Below are 21,249 nucleotides of genomic sequence, written 5' to 3'. Positions count from 1 at the left end.
CCGCACCCGTTCAGACGTGGGTGGTGAGGCGGTGCTTCTCGTCACCGGGCCTGTCGTCACTGGGCTTGTCGTCACCGAGCTTGTCGTCGAGGCGTTCGCCTTCGATGTCGGGGTCCGGAACGTAGCGGGAGAACCAGCGGGGGTGGTACCAGGCCTTGGCCCCGAGCACGGCCATGGCGGCGGGGACCAGGGTGAGGCGGACGACGAAGGCGTCGACCAGGACTCCGACCGCGAAGCTGAAGCCGATCTCCTTGATGGTCGGTTCAGGAGCGAAGACGAACGACACGAAGATGGACGCCATGATCAGTGCCGCCGCGCTGACGACGCGGGCGGACTGGCCGGTGCCCAGGGTGACCGCGCGGCGGGCGTCACCGGTCCTGGTGAACTGCTCCTTGATCCGGGAGACGACGAAGACCTCGTAGTCGCTGGACAGCCCGAACATGATCGCCAGCAGGATGACGGGCAGGAAGCTGAGGGTCTGGGTCGGCTCGATGCCCAGCAGGCTCTTGCCCCAGCCCCATTGGAAGACGGCGACCTGGGCGCCGAACGCGGCGCCGGCCGACAGCAGGAATCCGATGATGGACTTGATCGGCACGATGATGGTGCGGAAGGCGAAGGTGAGCAGCACGAACGCCAGGGCCACCACGGTGAACAGGAAGATCGGAAGAGCGCCGCCAAGTTTGGCGGACACGTCGATGTTGGTGGCGGTGAGGCCGCCGACCAGCAGGTGGGCGCCGGTGCCGGCCTCCAGGGCGGTGCGCTGGTCGCGGATGTGGTGAACCAGGTCGGTGGTGGCGGGGTCGTTGGGGCCGGTGGTCGGGACGACATTGATCAGGGCGATGTCATTGGTGGTCACGGCGACCGAGGACGAGGCGACGCCGGGGACCTTGCTGATCGCGTCGCTGACCCGCTGGGCCTGTCCGGAGGTGGTCACATCGTCCGCCACCACGGTCAGGGCGCCGTTGTAGCCGGGGCCGAAATGCGCGGTGGTCAGGTCGTAGGCGCGGCGGGAAGTGTCGCTGGTGGAAAGCGAGTTGCTGCCCGGTATGCCGAGGTCCATGCTCGCCACCGGGACGGTCAGGACGCCCAGCGCGAGGACGCCGATGACCAGGACGGGGATGCGGCGGCGTACGACCCAGCGGGCCCAGCGGGTGCCGGCCAGCCTGTCGGGGTCGGTGGCGGCGGTGCGCCCGGCGGGTGCGGCCCGCCGGAGCAGGGGCAGGCGGCTGAAGCGGGCCGCGCGCCTGCCGAGGACGCCGAAAGCGGCCGGGACCAGGGTCAGCGCCACGAGCAGGGCCAGCGCGACGGTGGCTGCGGCGGCCAGGCCCATCGTGGTCAGGAAGGGGATCCCGACGACCGAGAGTCCGCACAGGGCGATGATGACGCTCAGCGCGGCGAAGACGACGGAACTCCCGGCGGTGCCCGCTGCGCGGCCGGCGGCGTCCCCTGGTTCGTGGCCCTCCAGCAGGTAGCTGCGGTAGCGGGCCAGGATGAACACGGCGTAGTCGATCCCGCAGGACAGGCCGAGCATGGTGGCCACCGAGGTCGCCGACGAGGCGATGTCGGTGACCGCGGCGAGTGCGGTGATACCCATCATCGTGGTGATCAGGCCGAAGAAGGCGGTGATGATCGGCAGGCCGGCCGCGACCAGCGATCCGAAGGTCAGGCACAGGATGACCAGCGCGACGGCGATCCCGATGGCCTCGGAGTTGGCGCCGACGGCGGCCTTGGGATAGACCGCGCCGCCGAACTCCACCTGGACCCCGGCGTCCCGGGCCGCCGAGACGGCCGGCTCCAACTGGTCCACGGTGCTCGTCCTGACCTCCGCGGCCTGCGCGTTGTAGGTGACGCTGCCCAGCGCGACCCGCTTGTCCGGTGAGACGGCCCCGGCCTGGAAGGGGTTGGTGGCGCTGGTGACCTGGCTGACCTTGCCCAGCGCCGTGACGGCCCGGTCGATCGCGGCCTGGTGCGCGGCGCTGGTGATGTCCCCATCCTTGACCGCGAACACCACCTGCGTGGAGGCCCCGGAGGCGGCGGGCAGCCTGTCCTTCAGCAGGGTCGCGGCCTGCTGCGCCTCGGTGCCGGGAATGGTCAGGGCGTCGTTGGTCTTGCCGCCGCTCACACCGGCGATGACCACCGCGGCGAGGACGACCGCCACCCAGGCGGCCAGGGTCTTCCAGCGGTTGCGGAAGCACCAGCGGGCAAGGCGGTACAGATAGGTGGACACGACAGGAACTCCTCGTTCGTCCGGGAAGGGAGGCGCAGCGGTCGCGTCCCCCACCACCGCCTTAATTGCCACCATAGGCAAAAGTATCCTGAGTGGCAAATATGCCGCTCCTGCTAGAGTGCTGCTATGGCTGAAGCGGCGACATCCCTGCGTGAACGCTCCAAGGCCAAGCGCCGGGCGGCCATCCAGCGCGCCGCGATTCGCCTGTTCACCGAGCGCGGCTACGAGGGCGCCACCATCGCCGACATCGCCGAGGCGGCCGAGGTCGCGCCGCGCACCGTGCGGATGTACTTCCCCAACAAGATCGATATCGCGACGTCGGCCGCCGACGACATCACCGTCCGCCTGGCCTCGACCTTCAAGGACCACCCGGACCTGTCGTTCAGCGAGGTCATCGACCGATGGATGCTCGGCGAGGCCGAGACCACGGATCCGGAACACGCACGGCTGGTGGCCGCCATGTACGAAGCCAACCCGGCGCTGCAGGCCGTCTCCACCACCCATATGGCCGACGTCGGACGCCTCAGCGGATCCGCCCTCATGGCGGAACTCGGCCTCGCCCCCGAGGACCCGCTCACCGCCGTCGCCAACGCGGCCGTGAGCGCCGCCGTCGGCGACTACGTGATGGTCGCCCTCAAGAACGGCGTACCGCGCGAACCGCACCAGCAGTTCATGCGCTACCTGCGCGCCATCATCGGCGCAGCCCGCGACAGTTGACCGCCTGCGGCAGGCATGGGTCGGCCTAGCTTGACTTGGCAGCACTTCGCCGAGGTCGGGCGCCGGGCAGGCCGCCGAAGCAGAGGATCGCGCGGCGGACGGCCACCGGGCTTCGACGAGGACCGGTACAAGAAACGCAACACCGTGGAGCGGGCCATCAACAAGCTGGAGAACCACCGCGCCGTCGCCACCCGCTACGACAAGCGCGGATACGTTCTCCTCGGCACCGTCACCGCAGCCGCACTCGTCATCTGGCTCCGGGCCTGACCACGCTCCCCGCTCGAACCGTCAACGCCGCCTGCGCCTGACCTAGTCCTCCTCGCCCTTGATGAACGCACTCGCCTGCTCACGCACCATTCGAAGCCACCCCTGCGGATCCGCATCGTAGCGAGCGCACTTCTCCTGCCACCGGGTGAGCTGGCTCGCGATGTCATCGGGCGAGTGACACCACTCGCCCTCACCCGACGTGCCGTGCCAGACGACACCGGGACGGCCTGGAGCCCGGCAGAGGTCGAAACCGTGCAGGTGCTGCAGGGCGGTTACCACCAAAGGGTCCTCGAAGTCAGCGGAGGCCCCGTCGCCCTCCACCCATGGAGTTGCCCACGCGTGCGCCGCTTCACGGGTCACCGTCCCCTGGACAAGTGCGCACCATTGGACGGCCACTTCCACACGTCCGGGCGGTGGTGACGTCGTGTCCAGATCGCTCATGAGCCCACCCTCCCAGCCCAGCAGCCAAAGAGGCCACACCAATGCACCTCAGGATCGACCGGACAGCTTCTGGTTGACGGGGTGAACCAACCGCGTCGCCCACCCTGGCCACCGGCGCCGAACCGGTCGACCGGCGACTGGCCGGGGTCAGGTCAGTGGGTGGCGCAGCTGGTGGGCGAGGAGTGCGGGCGCTTGGACCAGGGAGGGGCCGTACCAGGTCAGGTGGCGTCCGCTGACCAGCGCGGCGGGCAGGCCGGGGAACGCTTCGGGGCCGTCGGCGGCGGTGAAGCGGTAGGGCTCGTCGGGCAGGACGACCAGGTCCGGTGCGGTGGCGTTCAACTGGTCCAGCTCGATGGCGGGGTAACGGTCGCGGTGGTCGGCGTAGATCTGCTCGACGCCCAGGTGTCGCAACAGGTCGCCGGCGAAGGTGTCGCGTCCGAGCACCATCCACGGTCGACGCCAGATCGGCACCACGGCGCGCGGCGCCCTGCCGGTGGCGACGCCACTGGTCGTGGCGACGCCACTGGTCGCGGTCCAGGCGGAGCGGGCCTGCTCCAGCCAGGCGGGTGCGGGCAGGCGGCAGCCGTGCACGAGCATCCGCTCCAGGGACAGCAGCGCCTGGTCCAGGGTGCGGATCCGGGTGGCCCACACCGCGATACCCGCCGCGCGCAGGGCGTCGAGGTCGACGGCGCGGTTCTCCTCCTCGTTGGCCAGGACCAGGTCCGGGGCCAGGGCCAGGATGGCGGGCAGGTCCGGATTCTTGGTTCCCCCGATGCGCACCACGTCCAGGTCTGCGGGTTCGGTGCACCATGCGGTGGCGCCGACCAGCAGGTCCGGTGCGGTGGCCGCCACGGCTTCGGTCAGGGAGGGGACCAGCGACACCACCCGCCGGATCTCGCCCGTGCGTACCGGGAACCCCAGGTCGTCAGCCTGCTCGGCGCGGGCGGCTGTTTCGGCGCGGGCGGCTGTTTCGGGCGGTGTCGGCTGCTGCATGCCACGAGGCTAGGCGACCGACCCGGGCAGGCACGGGAGCCTCGTCCAGCGGAGTTGATGCGGCTGCTTGCGACATCAGCGTGGCCGCGGTCGTTGTCGCCATGGAGGGCTGACCGGCGACGGCCGGGGCGCGGTGGCGCGGTGGGGTGGCAGCCTGACGCACCATCAACTCCCGATCAACTGCCGGGCGATGGTTCCGAGCTCAGCAGCCACTAGTTGGCCCCGACGACCTTGAAGTTCTGGTCCACGAAGATGTGGTGCGGCCAGTTGACGCCGATGTAGTGGACCTCGTACTCGCCGCCGCTCAACTGCACCACACGGTCGACCACGCCGCCGGGGTAGGCGGCCAGGGCGGCCTCGGTCGCCTGGTTCGCCGCCGTCCCGCTGACGATCGTCCCCGAACCCTCGGTGTAGTTCGCCGGGATCTGGCCGTCCTGCTTCGCCGTGGACGGCGCGCCCTGCTGGAAGGGGACCACCCCCGAGGAGGAGGCGGAGCCGCCACTGCCGGTTGGCTGCACCGTGACCTGCGTGGCCGTGATGGTCGTTCCGTTGGTCGTCCCGAGCACGAGGACACTTTCACCCTCGGTCACGGCACTCGCCGAGGTCGCGGTCGCGGTCGCCGCCGCGGTCGAGGTCGTCCCCTTCTCGTACGTCGTCGAGGACGCCTCGTTGACGGTCACCTTCTGGCCCGCCGACGTCGTCAGGGTGAAGCCCGACGTGGACACACTGCCGACAGTGCCGGACGAGCCCCCGGCAGCCGGTCCGGACCGGGCGTTGGATCCACCGCCACCCGACTCCCCGCCGGGCGCCGCCGCGCCACCGGGCGCCCCACCGGCGGCCGCACGGCCGCCGCCGAAACCGCCACCGGTGCGGGGCCCTGCTGTCGCCGAGGGGGACGTGGCGAGAGCGACGGAAAGCCCGACCACCGCGCACAGCAGTGCGGCGGCCACCACCCATCCGCTCCTCCTGCTCGACAGCAGCCGGCGGATCCAGGGCCGGCGCGGCTGCCCGTCCATGGTCACCGGGGCCAGGCCTGACGTCGCGCCCGATTCGTCGGGGCTGGTGGTCGGGTCGTCTGCGTTCACCATGGCGCTCCTCCTGTTCGGTGGACTGTGACCAAATCCTGCCTACCGTCCGTGTGAGGGGCCTTTGGGAAGTATGTGGCCATTCCGAGAATTCCTTGAAAAGGCCCTCGGATCTCGCCTCCGGGTACGGCACAGGGGCGATTCCACCGCCGCTCATAACAGAAATCAGGCAGATGGAGCGGTATCCCACATTCGCGGGGAGCCGCTTGACCCACCGTCATCCGCGGACGTTGAATCCCTTCCACCGCTACAGCCAGTGATCGCCCGCCCGTTCGAAACACGGAGAACCACGCCATGTCAGTGAATCACCGCAGGCAGATCTGGTCCCGTCGCCGGGTCCTCACCACCGCGCTCGGCGGTTCCGCCGCCGCCGCGGCCGGTGCGTTCGGCATCGCCAAGGCCGCTACCGCGAGCACCACGGCCGCGACCGCGGCGAGCCCGGCCGGGGACGTCGTCGGCAAGATCACGGTGGGCTACCAGGGCTGGTTCGCCGCGCCCGGTGACGGCTCCCCCATCAACGCCTGGTGGCACTGGAGCGCCGACCAGAGCAAGGCGCCGTCCCCCTCGAACACCAACCTCAAGTGCTGGCCGGACAACCGGGAGTACGCCAAGACGTACCAGAGCGGGTACGCCGCGCTGGGCAACGGCCAGCCGGCGACGCTGTTCTCCTCCTACGACCAGCAGACCGTGGACACCCACTTCCTGTGGATGCAGCAGAACAACATCGACACCGCGGCCCTGCAGCGGTTCAACCCCACCGGCGGCGAGGGCCCGACCCGCGACGGCATGGCCACCAAGGTCCGCAGTTCGGCGGAGTCCCACGGGCGCAAGTTCTACATCATGTACGACGCCACCGGCTGGACGAACATGCAGTCCGAGATGAAGGCGGACTGGACCAACAAAATGAAGGCCCACACCGCCTCCAGCGCGTACGCGATGCAGAACGGCAAGCCGGTGGTGTGCATCTGGGGCTTCGGCTTCAACGACAACAACCACCCCTGGGACGCCGCGACCTGCCTGGACGTCGTCAACTGGTTCAAGAGCCAGGGCTGCTACGTCATCGGCGGAGTCCCGCGCGAATGGCGCACCGGGGTGAACGGCTCCCGCGCCGGCTTCAGCGGGGTCTACCACGCCTTCAACATGCTCTCCCCGTGGATGGTCGGCGCGATCGGCAACGCGGCTGACTCCGACTCGGTGTACCAGAACATCAACGTGCCCGACCAGGCCGACTGCAACGCCAACGGGATCGACTACCAGCCCTGCGTGCTGCCCGGCGACCTCTCCGGGCGCCAGCGCGCCCACGGCGACTTCATGTGGCGGCAGTTCTACAACATGGTCCGGGTCGGCGCCCAGGGCATCTACATCTCGATGTTCGACGAGTACGGCGAGGGCAACCAGATCGCCAAGACCGCCGAGACCCAGGCCTGGTCACCGACCAACTCCGGCTTCCTCACTCTCGACGAGGACGGCACCGCCTGCTCCGCCGACTACTACCTGCGCCTGACCGGCGACGGCGGCCGGATGCTCAAGGGCCAGATCGCGCTGACCGCCACCCGCCCCACCCAGCCGGTCGTCGCCAGCACAGCTCCCGCCCTCAGGACGATCTCACTGCGCTCCAGGGCCGACAACGACTACGTGACCGCCGAGAACGCCGGCGCCGCCTCGCTGATCGCCAACCGCACCGCCGTCGGCCCCTGGGAGCAGTTCGACGTGGTCGACGCCGGCAACGGCAACATCGCGCTGCGCGCCAGGATCAACGGCCAGTACGTCACCGCGGAGAACGCCGGCGCAAGCCCGCTGATCGCCAACCGCGCCGCGGTCGGCGCCTGGGAGACCTTCAAACTGGTCACCAACTCCAACGGGACGGTCAGTCTGCTCGCCCAGGTCAACGGCAAGTACGTCACTGCCGACAACGCGGGCGCCAGCCCGCTGATCGCCAACCGCACCAGCATCGGCACCTGGGAACAGTTCGACCAGGCCACCGTGTGAGCGCGGCCCCGGGCACAACTCTGTTGTGCCCGGGGTGCCTTCGAGCTGCACGCCCTGGAAGTCGAGGGTGATCTCGCCGGCCCGGGGGTGGTGGAAGGCCACGCAGGCGAGCGACACAGCCGCGGATCTGGGTGTCCCAGTCGCGGTAGAGGTTGTGGGGTGCGGCTGGAGGCGGCGGTTGCGGCTGGGGGGGTCGGCGGTTGCGGGGCGGGGCGTGCGGCCTCATGCCGCACATCCTGGACGGCAGCAGCCGTCCCGGCCGCGTGTTCGACCACACTGTGGCCCTGGAGGAAGTCGCCGAGGGCTACCGTCTGATGAACGACCGCGAAGCCCTGGAAGAGGACACCTCATGAAGCACATTCGTCTGCGTGACCTGGACGTCTCCCGCATCGGTCTGGGAGCCATGGGCATGTCCCACGGTTACACCGGCTTCGGCACCGACGACGAGCAGTCCGTGCGCACCATCCACCGCGCCATCGAGCTGGGCGTCACCCTGATCGACACCGCCGAGGTCTACGGCCCTTACACCAACGAGGAGTTGGTGGGCCGCGCACTGAAGGGCCGCCGGGACCAAGTGGTGCTGGCCACCAAGTTCGGTCTGATCTCGCACTCCGGTCGTGAGAGCGGGCCGGACAGCAGCCCCGCGAGCGTCCGCGCCGCCGTCGAGGGCTCGCTCACCCGTCTGGGCACCGACTACATCGACCTGTACTACCAGCACCGGGTGGACCCCGGCACGCCGATCGAGGAGACCGTCGGAGCGCTGGCCGAGCTGGTGGCCGAGGGAAAGATCCGGCACATCGGCCTGTCCGAGGCCGGGCCCGACACCATCGCCCGCGCCCACGCCGTGCACCCGGTCACCGCCGTGCAGTCCGAGTACTCGCTGTTCACCCGCGATCCCGAGGCCCGCGTGCTGCCGGTGCTGCGCGAGCTGAACATCGGCTTCGTGCCGTTCTCCCCGCTCGGCCGCGGCTTCCTGACCGGCGCGATCCGCTCCCCCGAGCAGTTCGCCGCGGACGACTTCCGCAACGACAACCCCCGCTTCTCCGGCGAGAACTTCCAGCACAACCTGGACCTGGCCGACCGGGTCGCCGCCATCGCCGCCGAGATCGGCGCCACCCCCGGACAGGTCGCCCTGGCGTGGCTGCTGGCCCAGGGCCAGGACATCGCGCCCATCCCCGGCACCCGCCGGGTCGCCCGCGTCGAGGAGAACACCGCCGCCGACTCCCTCCAGCTCACCGAGGAGCAGCTGGCCCGGCTCAGCGCCCTGCCCGCAGCCGCCGGAGACACCCACAACCCGGCCCAGATGAAGCTGATGGAGCGTTGATGAAGCGTTGACGACCGGCACCGGCCGGGCGGGCGCGGCCTCACATCCGGGACCTCAGCACGTCGACCTCGCAGCCCGGTGCGAACGGGTCGAAGCCGTGCTCCAGCAGCCAGCGAACCACCAGCAGGCTTCGCAACGACCACCACGCGCGGATCACGTCGAGGTCGAGGTCGACGTCGGTGCCGTAGCCGGTGACGACGTCACCGAGGTGCTCCTCGTGTCCGAGGGTGAACGTGGCGAGGTCGAACAGGGCGTCGCCCTGGCCCGCCTCGGACCAGTCGATGATGCCGGTGACCTCGTCGCCGTCGACGAACACGTGCGCGATCTGCAGGTCGCCGTGCGTGAACGCCGGGGTCCACGGCCGGAGCGCGGCCTCGGCGACCCGGCGGTTGCGGGCGACCAGCTCGGCGGGCAGAAGGCCGCCTGCCACCAGCAACGCGCACTCCGCGTCGAGTTCCGCCGTCAGCGCGCCGACGCTCCGGCCGGCCTGGCCCGGCCAGGGCGGCGGCGGGGTGTCGTGCAGCTTCCGGATGGCGGCCCCCGCCGCGGCCCACCCCGCCGACGACCCGGTCGAGGGCCCGCCGAGGCGGCCGAGCGTCCTCCCCGGGACCGCGGCGATGGCGAGCACCGGCGGCTTGCGCCACAGCACTTCCGGGGTCGGGACCGGCGCCAGCGCCATCGCCTCGACCTCCACGTCGATGCGCCCCTGATCGGCGTCCACCTTCAGGAACACGTCCCCGACGCGCAGGGTCGCCCGCTCGGAATGGGCGACGACAACTTCGACCTCATCCATGGACGACCAGTATCCCGGGGAACCCCGAGGAAACCCGGGGAACCCGAAACCCTCAGCTGCGGCGTTCCGCTACCCTGCGCAGGCCGTAGAGGGCGGCGCCGAGCGTGACCACCCCGGCTCCCCACAGCACCGAGCCCGCAGGCAGGGCGAAGGCCAGGACCAGGCAGCCGAGGGTGCCGACGATCGGCACGGCCCTGGCGGGGCGGCCCTCGGCCGGGGTCAGCGTCCAGGCGGAGGCGTTGGCCACGGCGTAGTAGGCGAGCACCCCGAAGGAGGAGAAGCCGATCGCGCCGCGTACATCCGTGGTGGCAGCGAGGACGGCGACCACCGCGCCGATCACCAGTTCGGCCCGGTGCGGTACGTGGAAGCGGGGGTGGACGGCGGCCAGCGCCTGCGGCAGGTGCCGGTCCCGGGCCATGGCCAGGGTGGTGCGCGAGACGCCGAGGATCAGTGCCAGGAGCGAGCCGAGTGCCGCGACCGCCGCTCCGACCCGCACCACCGGCACCAGGCCCGGGACGCCGGCCGCCCGGACGGCATCGGCCAGCGGCGCCGTGCTGTGGGCAAGACGGTCCGGGCCGAGCACGGCCAGGACCGCGAGGGCCACAGCCGCGTACACGACCAGGGTGATGCCCAGCGCGGCCGGGATCGCGCGCGGGATGGTGCGCTGCGGGTCGCGGACCTCCTCACCGAGGGTGGCGATCCGCGCGTAGCCGGCGAAGGCGAAGAACAGCATCCCGGCCGCTCGCAGCACGCCGCCGAACGTGGCGTCCGCCCCCACGTCCAGATGCGCGGCCTCGGCCCCTCCTGCGGTTAGGCAGGCGGTGACCACGGCGGCCAGCACCGCCAGGACGACCGCCACGATCCCCCGGGTCAGCCACGCCGCCTTCCGCACGCCCACGTAGTTCACCGCGGTCAGCGCCACCACCGCCGCCACCGCCACCGCGTGGGCCTGGCCGGGCCACACGTAGGAGCCGACGGTCAGTGCCATCGCCGCGCAGGAGGCGGTCTTGCCGACCACGAACGCCCAGCCGGCCAGGTACCCCCAGAAGTCCCCGAGCCGCTCACGGCCGTAGACATACGTGCCCCCGGACTGCGGGTAGCGGGCGGCCAGCCGGGCGGAGGAGGTGGCGTTGCAGTAGGCGACGACCGCGGCCAGCGCCAGGCCCAGCAGCAGTCCGGACCCGGCCACCGCGGCGGCCGGAGCGAGCGCGGCGAAAACCCCCGCGCCGATCATCGATCCCAGGCCGATCACCACCGCGTCGAACACGCCCAGGTGCCGCTTCAGCTCCCCCGTGCCCGCGGACGCAGCCGACGTACCCATGACCCACTCCAAGCCCAGAACCGCGACCACACCGTGCCCCTGTGTCGGCGCACGCTATCGGAACCGGGCCCCGAGCGGGCGGTCCGCGAGGTGAAACCGAGCCGAAGGGTTGGCGGCCCGCTGCCAAGCGGCGTCGCGCAGCAGTCGCAGGCCGTTGAGGCCCACGATCACGGTGGAGCCCTCGTGGCCCAGGACGCCCAGGGGCAGCGGGAGATGTCCGGCCAGGTCCCAGACGACCAGCCCGGAGATGAACACCGAGGCGATGACCAGGTTCTGGACCACCAGCCTGCGGGCACGTCGGGACAGGGCGACCACCGCGGGGACGGTGGCCAGTTCGTCGCGCACGATGACCGCGTCGGCGGTCTCCAGGGCGAGGTCGGAGCCGGCCCGGCCCATGGCGATGCCGGTGTGCGCGGCGGCCAGCGCGGGGGCGTCGTTGACACCGTCGCCGATGACCAGCACCTTGGCCCCGGCCCGCTCGAGGCGGCGCACGGCCTCGACCTTCTCCTGCGGCAGCAGGCCGGCGTGGACGTCGTCGCCGGTGATGCCGACCTCGGCGGCCAGGCGGGCGGCGGGACGCGGGTTGTCGCCGGTGACCAGCACCGGGCCGGTACCGGTCAGCGCCTTCAACGCGGCGACCGTCGCAGCGGCGTCCGGGCGAAGCCGGTCGGCGATGCCCAGGATGCCGACCGGGACGCCGTCCCGCGCGACCAGGACCGCGGTACGGCCGCCGCGCTCCAGTTCCTCGGCGACAGCGGTGGCCGCGGCGGACAGCGTGTCGGTGGCGCCGTTGATGAGCCGGGCCGGTGCGCCGACGGCGACCGCGGCGCCCTCGACGGTGGCGGTGACCCCGATACCGGGAGTGGAGCTGAAGTCCTCGGCGCCCGGGATCCGCAGCGCACGTTCGCGGGCCGCGTCCACCACGGCCCGCGCCAGCGGGTGCTCGCTGGAATGCTCGGCGGATGCCGCCAGGGCCAGCAGTTGATTCTCGCTCAGGCCGCTGCCGGCCAGGGGGCGGATACCGGTGACGCGGGGAACGCCCTCGGTCAGGGTGCCGGTCTTGTCCAGCGCGACCGCGTCGACCTGGCCCAACTGCTCCATCACCACGGCGGACTTGACCAGCACGCCGTGACGCCCCGCGGTGGCGATGGCGGACAGCAGCGGCGGCATGGTCGCCAGGACCACCGCACAGGGCGAGGCCACGATCATGAAGGTCATCGCGCGCAGCAGCGAGCCGGTCAGCTGCGCGCCGAAGGCCAGGGGGACCAGGAAGACCGCGAGGGTGGCGACGACCATGCCCACCGAGTAGCGCTGTTCGACCTTCTCGATGAACAGCTGGGTGGGAGCCTTGGTCCCGCTCGCCTCCTCGACCATCCTGACGATCCGGGCGATGACCGAGTCGGAGGCGTCGCGTTCGACCGCGACCCGCAGCGCGCCGGTGCCGTTCAAGGTGCCGGCGAAGACCTCGTCGCCCGCCTCCTTGACGACCGGCAACGGTTCTCCGGTGATGGTGGCCTGGTCCACCTCGCTGGCACCGTCCAGGACCCGGCCGTCAGCGCCCACCCGCTCACCGGGCCGTACCAGGACGATGTGGCCCACGGTCAGGGCCCCGGTGGCCACCAGCTCCTCGCTGCCGTCGTCCAGCAGCCGGGTGGCGGTGCTGGGGGCCAGGTCCAGCAGGCCCCGGACCGAGTCCTGGGTGCGGGCGGTGGCCAGGGCCTCCAGCGCGCCGGAGGTGGCGAAGATGACGATCAGCAGCGCGCCGTCCATGACCTGTCCGATCGACGCCGCGCCGATCGCGGCGACGATCATCAGCAGGTCCACGTCCAGGGTCTTCGCCCGCAACGCCTGCACCCCGGCCCAACCGGGCTCCCAGCCGCCGGTCACGTAGGCGACCGCGTACAGCGGCGCCCAGAGCCAGGCGCTCACGCCGGTCAGCTGCAGCGGCAGCGCGATCAGGAACGCCAGTGCGGCCACGGCCGCCCAGCGGGCCTCGGCCAGCGCGAACACCTTGGTGCGCCGTCCGGAAGCCTGCGAGCCACGGCGGGGCGCGACCGGTGCGGGCCGCCGGGTCAGGGTCGTGGACATCGGTGGTTCCTTCGCACGGGCAGGACGGGGAGACCGGTCCACCATAGCGGAATGATTGAACATCTATTCACGCATCATCGGTAGGATGCGGCTATGGGACACGGAGTCGAGGAGAGAGCGCGAGCCAGCGCGCGTGAACGCCTGGACCACGTCGGCAGCGCGAGTGTGGCCACCATGCTCCAGGCCCTGGCCACCCCGTCCCGACTGCTGATCCTCGCCCGCCTGGTCGAAGGACCGTGCGCGGCCAGCGACCTGGCCGCGGCCGCAGGCCTGGAGCGCTCCGCCTGCTCACACCAACTGCGCCTGCTGAAGAACCTCGGCCTGGTCGTCGCCGAGCGGCACGGGCGCTCGATGGTCTACGCCCTGTACGACAACCACGTCGCCGAACTCCTGGACCAGGCCGTCTACCACGTCGAACACCTGAGACTCGGCCTGCCCGACACCGAGGACGTCGCCCCGCGCGAGTGAGCCGGCCCGGTCAGCGCCGGCCGCGGTGCGGGGCGCCATCGCTGGGGCGGCGCCCCGGACCGCCCCGTGTCAGCTCACGTGCACGGTGACGGCGGCGGTGTGCAGCGTTCCCGCGGTCTGGAACTGGAGGAACAGCCGCCAGTCGCCGGGCCTGGTCAGCTCGGCGTGGAAGGACAGGGTCGGACCGCCGTGGCCGGCGGTCACCGTGGCGGTGGGATGCAGGTGCGCGAAGGCACCGTCGCCCTGGTGGAAGGCGGTCAGATGGGCATAGCTGTCCAGATAGGGCTGGAGGTCGGTGACCGGTGTGCCGCCCCTGGCGACGGTGACGGTCAACGGGTGGACCATGCCTGCCGTCAGGTCACCGGTCAGGGTGACGGTGTAGCCGTCGACGGTGGTACGGGTCGACGCCGCCGGCAGGGCCGTGTCCACCGCCTTGCCGGGAACGGTCACCGTGCGGCTGAGGACGAAGTCGGTGTCCTTGCCGGAACCGGAGTCGGGGGTGAAGGTGGCGACCAGCCGCCAGGTCCCGGCGCTGAGGGCGGCCAGGGGTGCGGTCCAGGTCCCGTCGGCGGCCATGGTGGGGTGAACGTGCTGAAACCCGGTCAGGTCGGATCGGATCGCGTAGAAGTGCAGCCTCTTGGTCTGGTCGACGGCGAAGCCGGTGATCGGCCTGCGGTCCGGGCCGACGATCGTGAACCGGTAGCCGAACGCCTTCGCGGCGGGCAGCCTGGTGGTGGCGGAGCTGAGGGTGTAGCCGTTGCGGGTCGCGGAGAGCCCGTCGCCCGACGTCATCGCCCCCATACCGTCCATGCTGGGCATCGCGGACGCCGGGACCGACGCGGACGCGGACATGGACGTGGACGTGGACGTGGACGGCATGGCACCGACGGGCATCCCGGACATCCCGGGCATGGCCGAACCGCCCCCGGAACCGGAGCTGCAAGCGGCCAGGGTCAGGGTCAGGGCCACGGCGGACGCTGCCAGGGCCGCGGCCCCCGCTCGCCGACGGGAAAGGGGCAGCAGGAATGAAGACATGGGTGTGCTCTCTCAGGTGGGCGCCGGAACGCGGCGCACGGACAGTGCGGGACCAGCCCCGGCACCCCTCGCGTCGAGCGAGGGGTCCGGTGGGTCCTGTCAGGTCCGGGCGATGCACACCTGGAGAAGTAGCTGTCGACCGCCGGTCGGCGGCGGGCCTCGGCGCCGGGCGGCGGGTCCGGCGCCGAAGCGACCGGTCCCGATCAGCACACTCAGCCCGGCCAGGACCGCGAACGCCAGCAGGGGGGCGGGGGCTGCCGGGCGCGTGAGGTGGTCGCGGGTCGCTGTGGACACGCAACTGGTGCCCTGTGAACCGGTCACCGTGCCGCCTGGCCGCTGCGCCTGCGCGGCAGGCCGTGCGGCGACGGGCGCGGCGGCGGCCATCGGATGCGCGCCTGGCAGGGTCAGGGACATCGCGTCGTGGCAGTCGCCCATCGCGGTGATGGGGGCGCCGTGCATGAGGAACATGCCGACCAGGACCGCGAGCACGGCAAGCAGGCGGGCCGGGCCCGTGTGCCTACGCGTGCCGTCCACCGCCGTTGGTCCCCGTCCTCGCCCCGGTACTGCTTGCAGTCGCCCATCGACCGTAGCAGCCACCGGATCCCGCCCGGGGCACTGCCCGAGTGACGGCGGGTCAGCGTGCGGGTGGAAGGCGTTGACCTTGCAGTCAGATCTGGTTGAGGCCGCCGCGGAGCGAGGCCGGTGATCCCGTGATGTCCACGGGCACCGGAGCGCGCGCATAACTGTCGGCACGACGGCGAACCTAGCTGTGCAGGTGGCGGCGCAGGTAGTCGTGCCAGGTGTGTTCGAAGGTCTTGGCGAGTGCGGACTGGCGGGCCAGAACGTCCCAGGCGTGGAAGGCGTGGGCGTAGAGGTGTTCGGGCAGGCCGGACAGGTCGGTGGCGCGGGCGGGGGCGCAGTAGGGGTGGACGTCGTCGGTGCCTGCGCGGTCGCCGAGGACCGCTTGCCAGGCGTAGAGGCATTCACGGCGGTCGCACACGCCCAGGTCGGTGATCTCGTGGCTGGACGGCGTCTCGTTGCGGTCGTCGAGCGGCCGCGCCCGGGGCCTGGGTCTCGGGGGCGAGGCGGTAGTCGACCACGGCCAGCACGGCGTCCAACTCCAGGGCCATACGCGCGGCGCAGGGGTGGCCGACGGCGTCGTGGGCGCTACCCAGGACCTGGCCGCCGGCATGGAAGTACAGCAGCGCCGGGCGGGCCCGCTCGGCGTCGCCGGGGTGGACCCCGGGGTGGAACATGACCACGTCGAGCACGGTGCCGTCCTCGCGGGGGATGCCGAGGGTGGGCACAGCGACGCGGTCCTTCGGGCCGAGTTGGAGCAGCAGTTGCCGACCCGCACCGGACGGGCCGGGTGGGCGCTCGCCGCCGCCCCGGTGGCCGCGGCCTGAATGCTGGCGCTGCCGGCCGACGGTGCCGCTGCTCGCGCGGGGGAGGAGACCGCTCGGCTCGGATCCTGTGCGTGGCTTGTCTTTATTTTATGGGGTACTGACGGGCCTTCATCTGCAATCTTAGTGAGTTCTTAGTAATTGACCTTGCATTAGCACCGCAGCCTGGGTATTGACCCGTTCCCAACAACTCTGCTTTGCTTCTGCGCGGCAGCCCATACACCACTTGAGGTGGTGTCACCTGGGAACCTTCCACCGGCCTTCCGGTCAGATACTCCACGACAGCTCTGCGGACAACGCAGGCCCCGCCCGCCTCCGGTCATGTCGAAATCTCTGCGAGGCGAATCCCTGCCTCGTACAAGGGGGGATTTCGACAAGGTCGGTGCGTATGCGGAGGAGTCCGCAGGGCTGTCGTGGCCCGGGGTGCCCGCGAAGGCAGCCGGCGTCACCCGCACCTCCCGTTCCATGCACGTGATCCCGTGTCGCCCACCGGCAGACACGCCATCAGCATGAGAGGAACCCTCAACCATGGGGACACCCCACACCCCGCGCCGAGCGGTCCTGACCGGACTCCTAGGCGTCGCGCTCGCGGCGGCGGCACTCACCGCCACGGCACCCCAGGCGGTGGCCGCCGCACCGGCTCCGTCGTCCGCGCACGGCAGTTCCGTCGCCAACCCGTACAGCCCGGCGTACCAGCACGCCTACCGGCACGGCGTGGTGCCGACCCTCCAGCAGAACAGCAAGATGAAGTCCTGGGCGGCGAACCAGGTCACGCCCAACGTCGCCACCGGCCCGGAGACGCTGTCCTACGGCGGCGGCATCGACGGCATCGGCGTCGAGGACGGGCACTCCAAGGTCTACCTGGTGTTCTACGGAAACCAGTGGGGCACCCAGAGCACCAACTCCAGTGGCGACGCGACCTTCTCCGGTGACGCCAAGGGCGCCGCGCCCGTGGCCCAGGAGATGTTCAAGGGCATCGGCACCGGCAACGAACTCTGGTCCGCCGACCTGACCCAGTGGTGCGACGGCCCCAACGTGTCCGTCGGCGCGACGAGTTGCCCCTCGAACGCCAGCTTCGTCCCGTACCAGACCGGCGGAGTGCTCGCCGGGGTCTGGTACGACAACGCGGGCGCCTCGCCCAGCGCCGCGAGCGGACACCAGCTCGGCGTGGAGGCCGTCAACGCGGCCGCCCACTTCGGCAACACCACCGCCGCCGCGAACCGCAACGCCTACTACGTGATCCTGTCGCCGCACGGCACCAACCCGGACAGTTACCAGGGCCAGTACTGCGCCTGGCACGACTACAACGGCGACAGCACCCTGACCGGCGGCGCGGTGACGTCCAACTACGGCGACATCGCGTTCAGCAACCAGCCGTACAACATGGACTCGGGCGCCGGCTGCGGCGTGGGCTTCATCAACTCGCCCGGAACGCTCGACGGTTGGACCATGACCCTCGGCCATGAGTGGCACGAGATGATGTCGGACCAGAACCCGGCCGGGGGCTGGACCAACAACACCGGCAGCTCGTACAACGGCCAGGAGAACTCCGACGAGTGCGCCTGGCTCAACCCCGGCACCGCGGGCGGCGCCGCCAACGTCACCATGGGCACCGGCACCTTCGCCGAGCAGGCCAGTTGGTCCAACGACACCAACGCCTGCGCCATCTCGCACCCGATCGTCGGCGGCGGCAGCACCGGCAACACGGTCACCGTGACCAATCCCGGCAGCCAGAGCAGCACCGTCAACACCGCGGTCTCGCTGCAGATCCACGCCACCGACTCGGGCTCCGGCCAGACCCTGACCTACAGCGCCAGCGGGCTGCCCGCCGGACTGTCCATCAACTCCTCCACCGGCCTGATCTCGGGCACCCCGACCGCCACCGGCACCTCCTCGGTCACCGTCACCGCCAAGGACGGCACCAACGCGAGCGGGTCCGCTTCCTTCAGCTGGACCGTCTCCACCGCCGGCGGTGGCGGCTGCACGGCCTCCCAGCTGCTCGGCAACCCCGGCTTCGAGACCGGCAGCGCCTCGCCCTGGACGGCCAGCTCGGGCGTCGTCGACAACAGCAGCGGTGAGGCCGCCCACTCCGGCAGCTGGAAGGCCTGGCTGAACGGCTACGGCACCACCCACACCGACACCCTGTCCCAGTCGGTCACCATCCCGGCCGGCTGCACCAGCGCCACGCTGACCTACTACCTCCACATCGACACCGCGGAGACCACGACCACCACGGCGTACGACACCCTCAAGGTCACCGGCACCAGCGGTGGCACCGCCACCACGCTGGCGACCTACTCCAACCTCAACAAGGCCACCGGCTACACCCTGCGCACCGTCAACCTCTCCTCCTACGTGGGGAAGACCGTGACGCTGACGTTCACTGGCACCGAGGACAGCAGCCTGCAGACCAGCTTCGTCATCGACGACACCGCGGTCAACGTCTCCTGACCGCACGGCAGTGAGCCCAGGTTGTGCCCCGGGAGGGAACCCCTTCCGGGGCACAGCCTGTCCCATCGGAGAACCGACAGGAAGGGCGACCATGATCCCGTGGCGTAGCGCAGCAGGCCTGCTCCTCACCCTGGTGACGCTCGCCGGTTGCGCGTCGGGCAGCACCGGCGCGGGGCCGGGAGCCCCGGCCTCCCCGCCGAGCGGCTCCGGCGGCCGGACCGCCTCGCTGGACGAGCACGCCGCAGGCTCCACCGTCTCCGTCCCCCGCGGCACCACCGTCCTGCTCACCCTGCACAGCACCTACTGGGCGCCACCGCGAAGCTCGGCGCCGGCGCTGCTGCAGCCGCTGGGCGGGGCGACGTCCTCGGCCGCCGCTGTCGGCCCGGGCTGCCGGCCGGGCGCCGGCTGCGGCACCGTCGTCAGCCGCTTCCTGGCGCTCCGCGGCGGCCGGGTCACCCTGAGCTCGGCGCGGACCAGTTGCGGCGAGGCCATGGCCTGCCGGCCCGCGGAGCGGACCTTCCGGGTCACGGTCGTGGTCACCGCGCCATGACCACGACGCTCCCCGGGCGGCTCAGTCCCGGCCCGCCGCGGGCAGTTCCAGCAGCACGGTCAGGCCGCCGCCCGGGGTGTCCTCCAGCCGTGCCGTGCCGCCGTTGGCGGTGACCAGGCGGTGCACGATGGCCAGCCCCAGCCCGGATCCCCGGGCCTCCGGGTTGCCGAAGCGGCGGAACGCGGCCTCCCTGGCCCGCGGGGTCATCCCCGGACCCCCGTCGACCACCCGCAGCCGGATCGTACGCCGCCCCAGCGAGCCCGGTCCCGAGGTCCCCTCGATCCGGACCCGGCCCCCGGCCGGAACCGCCTCCAGGGCGTTGGCGATCAGATTGTCGAGCACCTGCTCCAGGTCGCCCTCGCCGAGCATCGTGCTCAACCCGTCGGGGCAGTGCGCGGTCAGGGCCACCTGCCGCTCGTCCGCCACCGGTTCCCAGGCCGCCACCCGTTCCGCGACCACCTCGTCGACCCGGACCGGCCGGGGCAGGGGCACCGCGCTCTCCGCGCGGGCCACCGCGAGCAGTCCGTCCACCAGGCGTGACAGCCGGGCGATCTCCTCCTGGGCTCCCGTCAGTTCCAGTGCCGCGTCGCCGTCGACGTCTCCGGCCAGCAGGTCCAGCCGGAGCCGGAGCGCCGCCAGCGGGGTCCGCAACTGGTGCGACACATCGGCGATGACGGTGCGGTGGCCGTGGACCAAGGCCTCGTTGCGGGCCGCCATGGTATTGAAGGTCGCCGCCAGCCGACGCACCTCCGGCGGCCCGCTGCCCGTCTCGGCCCTCACCTCGAGGGCACCTTCGCCCAACCGCTGGGCGACCTGGTCCACCGCGTGCAGCGGACGGCCCACCCAGCGGGCCAGCCGGACCGAGACCAGGGTCCCGGCGACCAGGCCCGCGACGGCGATCAGCGCCAACCAGCCCCAGACGGCCCAGATCCGGTCGTGCAGCGGATCCAGTGAGCGGGCCAGCACCGCGACGCCGACCGCGTCCTCGGTGTCCCCGATCGGCTCGGCCACCGTCAGACGGCCCTGGGCGTCCTCGGTGCGCGACATCTGGTCGGCGAGGGTGGCGGTGACCAGTGCCCCGGCGGTCCCCGTCGTGGCGCCGGCGCACGAGGTACGGGCGAGCACCGCGCCGTGCGCGCCGTAGACCGCCGCGCAGTCGCCCCGCTGCTGGGCCTGGGCGAGGAGTCGCAGTGTCAGGGCGTCGGACTTGTGGTCGGAGAGATGCTCCTCCGCCGCCGCGGAGATCGCGCGCGTGTCGGCCTGCGCGGTGCTGCGGTAGGAGGTCTGCTCGCGCTCCGTCAGCAGCCAGCCCAGCGGCACCATGGCCAGCAGCAGCAGTACCGTGACCAGAGCCAGCACCGTCAGCGCGATGCGGCGGGTCATCGGCGCTCAGTCCGGCTCGCCGAGGCGGAAGCCCCGGCCGTAGACCGTCTCGACCATCCCCGGGACGCCGAGCTTGCGGCGCAGCGCCGCCATGTGGACGTCCAGGACCTTGCTGGGGCCGTACCAGTCCGCGTCCCAGGCCCGCTTCAGGATCTCCTGACGGGTCACCACCCGCCCCGGGTCGACGGCCAGGCACTCCAGGATGTCGAACTCCTTGGCGGTCAGCAGGACCTCCTGGTCGGCGACGGTCACCTTGCGGGTTCGCGGATCGACGGCCAGCGGACCGTGCCGCAGCAGCTCCGGCACGGTCGGGCGGGTGCGGCGCAGTACCGCCCGGATCCGGGCCAGCAGTTCGGACAGGCCGAACGGTTTGACCAGGTAGTCGTCCGCGCCCCCGTCGAGCGCGGACACCCGGTCGCCCTCCTCGCCGCGCGCCGTCACCACGATGATCGCCAGGTCCGAGCGGCGCCGCAGCAGGCGGCAGACCTCCACCCCGTCCAGGTCCAGCAGCCCCAGGTCCAGCAGCACCACGTCCGGCAGCGGTTCGGTCACCAGCGCGGCCCGGCCGGAATCGACGCACCGCGCCGCGTAGCCGGCCCGCTCCAGCCCGCGGACCAGCGACCGGGCGATCCCGGGATCGTCCTCGACCACCAGCACCCGCACGATCCCCGCGCCCGCGTCTGAGCCCGACTCGTCCATCCGCCCAGCCTAGGG

20 protein-coding genes and 1 pseudogene are annotated in these 21,249 nt (G+C 71.6%); 8 read left to right on the top strand and 13 right to left on the bottom strand.

Translation table 11 applies throughout. The annotated features are described in order from the left end of the window. Positions 1-10: 10 nt before the first annotated feature. Entirely contained in the window at positions 11-2,227 is a 2,217-nt protein-coding gene (locus ACEZDG_RS19990) for an MMPL family transporter (RefSeq protein ID WP_380511397.1), read from the bottom strand. 126 nt (positions 2,228-2,353) lie between these two features. Between ACEZDG_RS19990 and ACEZDG_RS19985 the strand changes: the two genes are divergently transcribed. Together ACEZDG_RS19985 and ACEZDG_RS19980 are read left to right on the top strand one after the other, a co-directional pair. Beyond that, positions 2,354-2,944, top strand: a complete 591-nt coding sequence (locus ACEZDG_RS19985; RefSeq protein WP_380511394.1) for a TetR/AcrR family transcriptional regulator — start codon at positions 2,354-2,356, stop codon at positions 2,942-2,944. Between the two features lie 60 nt (positions 2,945-3,004). Beyond that, positions 3,005-3,211, top strand: a pseudogene (locus tag ACEZDG_RS19980) (IS5/IS1182 family transposase); the annotation flags it as partial. 42 nt (positions 3,212-3,253) lie between these two features. Here ACEZDG_RS19980 and ACEZDG_RS19975 read toward each other — a convergent pair. The 3 genes from ACEZDG_RS19975 to ACEZDG_RS19965 form a co-directional block, all read right to left on the bottom strand. After that, positions 3,254-3,652, bottom strand: a complete 399-nt coding sequence (locus ACEZDG_RS19975) for a hypothetical protein (protein WP_380511391.1) — start codon at positions 3,650-3,652, stop codon at positions 3,254-3,256. 147 nt (positions 3,653-3,799) lie between these two features. Next, a complete protein-coding gene (locus ACEZDG_RS19970) occupies positions 3,800-4,645 on the bottom strand; it encodes a helical backbone metal receptor (protein WP_380511388.1) in 846 nt (281 codons plus the stop codon). A 212-nt stretch (positions 4,646-4,857) separates the two neighbouring features. After that, the gene (locus ACEZDG_RS19965) at positions 4,858-5,733 is read right to left on the bottom strand and encodes a hypothetical protein (protein WP_380511385.1); all 876 of its coding nucleotides are present in this window, start codon (positions 5,731-5,733) and stop codon (positions 4,858-4,860) included. A 291-nt stretch (positions 5,734-6,024) separates the two neighbouring features. On the opposite strand from ACEZDG_RS19965, the gene ACEZDG_RS19960 reads away from it, so the two are divergent. The 3 genes from ACEZDG_RS19960 to ACEZDG_RS19950 all read left to right on the top strand — a co-directional run bounded on the left by ACEZDG_RS19960 (position 6,025) and on the right by ACEZDG_RS19950 (position 9,043). Further along, on the top strand, positions 6,025-7,719 hold the full coding sequence (locus ACEZDG_RS19960) for a xylosidase (protein ID WP_380511382.1): 1,695 nt from the start codon (positions 6,025-6,027) through the stop codon (positions 7,717-7,719). Between the two features lie 224 nt (positions 7,720-7,943). Further along, positions 7,944-8,072 carry a hypothetical protein gene (locus tag ACEZDG_RS19955; RefSeq protein ID WP_380511379.1) on the top strand — a complete coding sequence of 43 codons (129 nt, stop codon included), beginning with the start codon at positions 7,944-7,946 and terminating at the stop codon, positions 8,070-8,072. Next, positions 8,069-9,043, top strand: a complete 975-nt coding sequence (locus ACEZDG_RS19950; RefSeq protein WP_380511376.1) for an aldo/keto reductase — start codon at positions 8,069-8,071, stop codon at positions 9,041-9,043. Before ACEZDG_RS19955 ends, ACEZDG_RS19950 begins: the two co-directional genes overlap by 4 nt. Positions 9,044-9,083: 40 nt before the next feature. Here the strand turns inward: ACEZDG_RS19950 and ACEZDG_RS19945 are convergent, their stop codons facing one another. From ACEZDG_RS19945 to ACEZDG_RS19935, 3 genes are read right to left on the bottom strand one after another with little or no spacing between them, the layout of a single operon-like run. Further along, positions 9,084-9,836, bottom strand: a complete 753-nt coding sequence (locus ACEZDG_RS19945) for a phosphotransferase family protein (RefSeq protein WP_380511373.1) — start codon at positions 9,834-9,836, stop codon at positions 9,084-9,086. Positions 9,837-9,888: 52 nt separating this feature from the next. Next, the gene (locus ACEZDG_RS19940) at positions 9,889-11,157 is read right to left on the bottom strand and encodes an APC family permease (protein ID WP_380511370.1); all 1,269 of its coding nucleotides are present in this window, start codon (positions 11,155-11,157) and stop codon (positions 9,889-9,891) included. A 54-nt stretch (positions 11,158-11,211) separates the two neighbouring features. Next, on the bottom strand, positions 11,212-13,245 hold the full coding sequence (locus tag ACEZDG_RS19935; protein ID WP_380511367.1) for a heavy metal translocating P-type ATPase: 2,034 nt from the start codon (positions 13,243-13,245) through the stop codon (positions 11,212-11,214). A gap of 93 nt (positions 13,246-13,338) precedes the next feature. Here ACEZDG_RS19935 and ACEZDG_RS19930 point away from each other — a divergent pair, with 93 nt between their 5' ends. Continuing rightward, complete coding sequence (locus ACEZDG_RS19930) at positions 13,339-13,713, top strand: ArsR/SmtB family transcription factor (RefSeq protein ID WP_380511365.1); 375 nt, start codon at positions 13,339-13,341, stop codon at positions 13,711-13,713. A gap of 69 nt (positions 13,714-13,782) precedes the next feature. Here the strand turns inward: ACEZDG_RS19930 and ACEZDG_RS19925 are convergent, their stop codons facing one another. From ACEZDG_RS19925 to ACEZDG_RS19910, 4 genes are all read right to left on the bottom strand, one after another. Continuing rightward, the gene (locus ACEZDG_RS19925) at positions 13,783-14,607 is read right to left on the bottom strand and encodes a hypothetical protein (RefSeq protein WP_380511362.1); all 825 of its coding nucleotides are present in this window, start codon (positions 14,605-14,607) and stop codon (positions 13,783-13,785) included. Positions 14,608-14,847: 240 nt separating this feature from the next. Continuing rightward, positions 14,848-15,282 carry a hypothetical protein gene (locus tag ACEZDG_RS19920; protein ID WP_380511359.1) on the bottom strand — a complete coding sequence of 145 codons (435 nt, stop codon included), beginning with the start codon at positions 15,280-15,282 and terminating at the stop codon, positions 14,848-14,850. Between the two features lie 229 nt (positions 15,283-15,511). Further along, positions 15,512-15,748 carry a hypothetical protein gene (locus ACEZDG_RS19915; protein ID WP_380511356.1) on the bottom strand — a complete coding sequence of 79 codons (237 nt, stop codon included), beginning with the start codon at positions 15,746-15,748 and terminating at the stop codon, positions 15,512-15,514. Further along, positions 15,732-16,004 (bottom strand): alpha/beta hydrolase fold domain-containing protein, encoded by a 273-nt coding sequence (locus tag ACEZDG_RS19910; RefSeq protein ID WP_380511874.1) that lies wholly within the window; start codon positions 16,002-16,004, stop codon positions 15,732-15,734. Before ACEZDG_RS19910 ends, ACEZDG_RS19915 begins: the two co-directional genes overlap by 17 nt. A 675-nt stretch (positions 16,005-16,679) precedes the next feature. Between ACEZDG_RS19910 and ACEZDG_RS19905 the strand changes: the two genes are divergently transcribed. Both ACEZDG_RS19905 and ACEZDG_RS19900 read left to right on the top strand, forming a co-directional pair. After that, the gene (locus ACEZDG_RS19905) at positions 16,680-18,602 is read left to right on the top strand and encodes a putative Ig domain-containing protein (protein WP_380511353.1); all 1,923 of its coding nucleotides are present in this window, start codon (positions 16,680-16,682) and stop codon (positions 18,600-18,602) included. Positions 18,603-18,693: 91 nt separating this feature from the next. Continuing rightward, a complete protein-coding gene (locus tag ACEZDG_RS19900) occupies positions 18,694-19,152 on the top strand; it encodes a hypothetical protein (protein ID WP_380511350.1) in 459 nt (152 codons plus the stop codon). A 21-nt stretch (positions 19,153-19,173) separates the two neighbouring features. On the opposite strand, the gene ACEZDG_RS19895 is transcribed toward ACEZDG_RS19900, so the two are convergent. Then, positions 19,174-20,535: a sensor histidine kinase gene (locus ACEZDG_RS19895; RefSeq protein WP_380511347.1), complete on the bottom strand. Its 1,362-nt coding sequence runs from the start codon at positions 20,533-20,535 to the stop codon at positions 19,174-19,176. 6 nt (positions 20,536-20,541) lie between these two features. Next, positions 20,542-21,234, bottom strand: a complete 693-nt coding sequence (locus ACEZDG_RS19890; RefSeq protein WP_380511344.1) for a response regulator transcription factor — start codon at positions 21,232-21,234, stop codon at positions 20,542-20,544. Between the last annotated feature and the right edge of the window lie 15 nt (positions 21,235-21,249).

Source organism: Streptacidiphilus alkalitolerans (assembly GCF_042511045.1).
Lineage (GTDB): Bacteria > Actinomycetota > Actinomycetes > Streptomycetales > Streptomycetaceae > Streptacidiphilus > Streptacidiphilus alkalitolerans.
Note: the sequence above shows the minus strand (reverse complement) of the source record. Positions and strands in the feature narration are given on the sequence as shown.

What these genes read in the sequence shown, in the direction of transcription:
- ACEZDG_RS19985 (WP_380511394.1), top strand. Translation starts at nt 2,354, where the DNA reads ATGGCTGAAGCGGCGACATCCCTGCGTGAACGCTCCAAGGCCAAGCGC.
- ACEZDG_RS19975 (WP_380511391.1), bottom strand. Translation starts at nt 3,652, where the DNA reads ATGAGCGATCTGGACACGACGTCACCACCGCCCGGACGTGTGGAAGTG.
- ACEZDG_RS19970 (WP_380511388.1), bottom strand. Translation starts at nt 4,645, where the DNA reads ATGCAGCAGCCGACACCGCCCGAAACAGCCGCCCGCGCCGAAACAGCC.
- ACEZDG_RS19965 (WP_380511385.1), bottom strand. Translation starts at nt 5,733, where the DNA reads ATGGTGAACGCAGACGACCCGACCACCAGCCCCGACGAATCGGGCGCG.
- ACEZDG_RS19960 (WP_380511382.1), top strand. Translation starts at nt 6,025, where the DNA reads ATGTCAGTGAATCACCGCAGGCAGATCTGGTCCCGTCGCCGGGTCCTC.
- ACEZDG_RS19955 (WP_380511379.1), top strand. Translation starts at nt 7,944, where the DNA reads ATGCCGCACATCCTGGACGGCAGCAGCCGTCCCGGCCGCGTGTTCGAC.
- ACEZDG_RS19950 (WP_380511376.1), top strand. Translation starts at nt 8,069, where the DNA reads ATGAAGCACATTCGTCTGCGTGACCTGGACGTCTCCCGCATCGGTCTG.
- ACEZDG_RS19945 (WP_380511373.1), bottom strand. Translation starts at nt 9,836, where the DNA reads ATGGATGAGGTCGAAGTTGTCGTCGCCCATTCCGAGCGGGCGACCCTG.
- ACEZDG_RS19940 (WP_380511370.1), bottom strand. Translation starts at nt 11,157, where the DNA reads ATGGGTACGTCGGCTGCGTCCGCGGGCACGGGGGAGCTGAAGCGGCAC.
- ACEZDG_RS19935 (WP_380511367.1), bottom strand. Translation starts at nt 13,245, where the DNA reads ATGTCCACGACCCTGACCCGGCGGCCCGCACCGGTCGCGCCCCGCCGT.
- ACEZDG_RS19930 (WP_380511365.1), top strand. Translation starts at nt 13,339, where the DNA reads ATGGGACACGGAGTCGAGGAGAGAGCGCGAGCCAGCGCGCGTGAACGC.
- ACEZDG_RS19925 (WP_380511362.1), bottom strand. Translation starts at nt 14,607, where the DNA reads ATGCCCGTCGGTGCCATGCCGTCCACGTCCACGTCCACGTCCATGTCC.
- ACEZDG_RS19910 (WP_380511874.1), bottom strand. Translation starts at nt 16,004, where the DNA reads ATGTTCCACCCCGGGGTCCACCCCGGCGACGCCGAGCGGGCCCGCCCG.
- ACEZDG_RS19905 (WP_380511353.1), top strand. Translation starts at nt 16,680, where the DNA reads ATGGGGACACCCCACACCCCGCGCCGAGCGGTCCTGACCGGACTCCTA.
- ACEZDG_RS19900 (WP_380511350.1), top strand. Translation starts at nt 18,694, where the DNA reads ATGATCCCGTGGCGTAGCGCAGCAGGCCTGCTCCTCACCCTGGTGACG.
- ACEZDG_RS19895 (WP_380511347.1), bottom strand. Translation starts at nt 20,535, where the DNA reads ATGACCCGCCGCATCGCGCTGACGGTGCTGGCTCTGGTCACGGTACTG.
- ACEZDG_RS19890 (WP_380511344.1), bottom strand. Translation starts at nt 21,234, where the DNA reads ATGGACGAGTCGGGCTCAGACGCGGGCGCGGGGATCGTGCGGGTGCTG.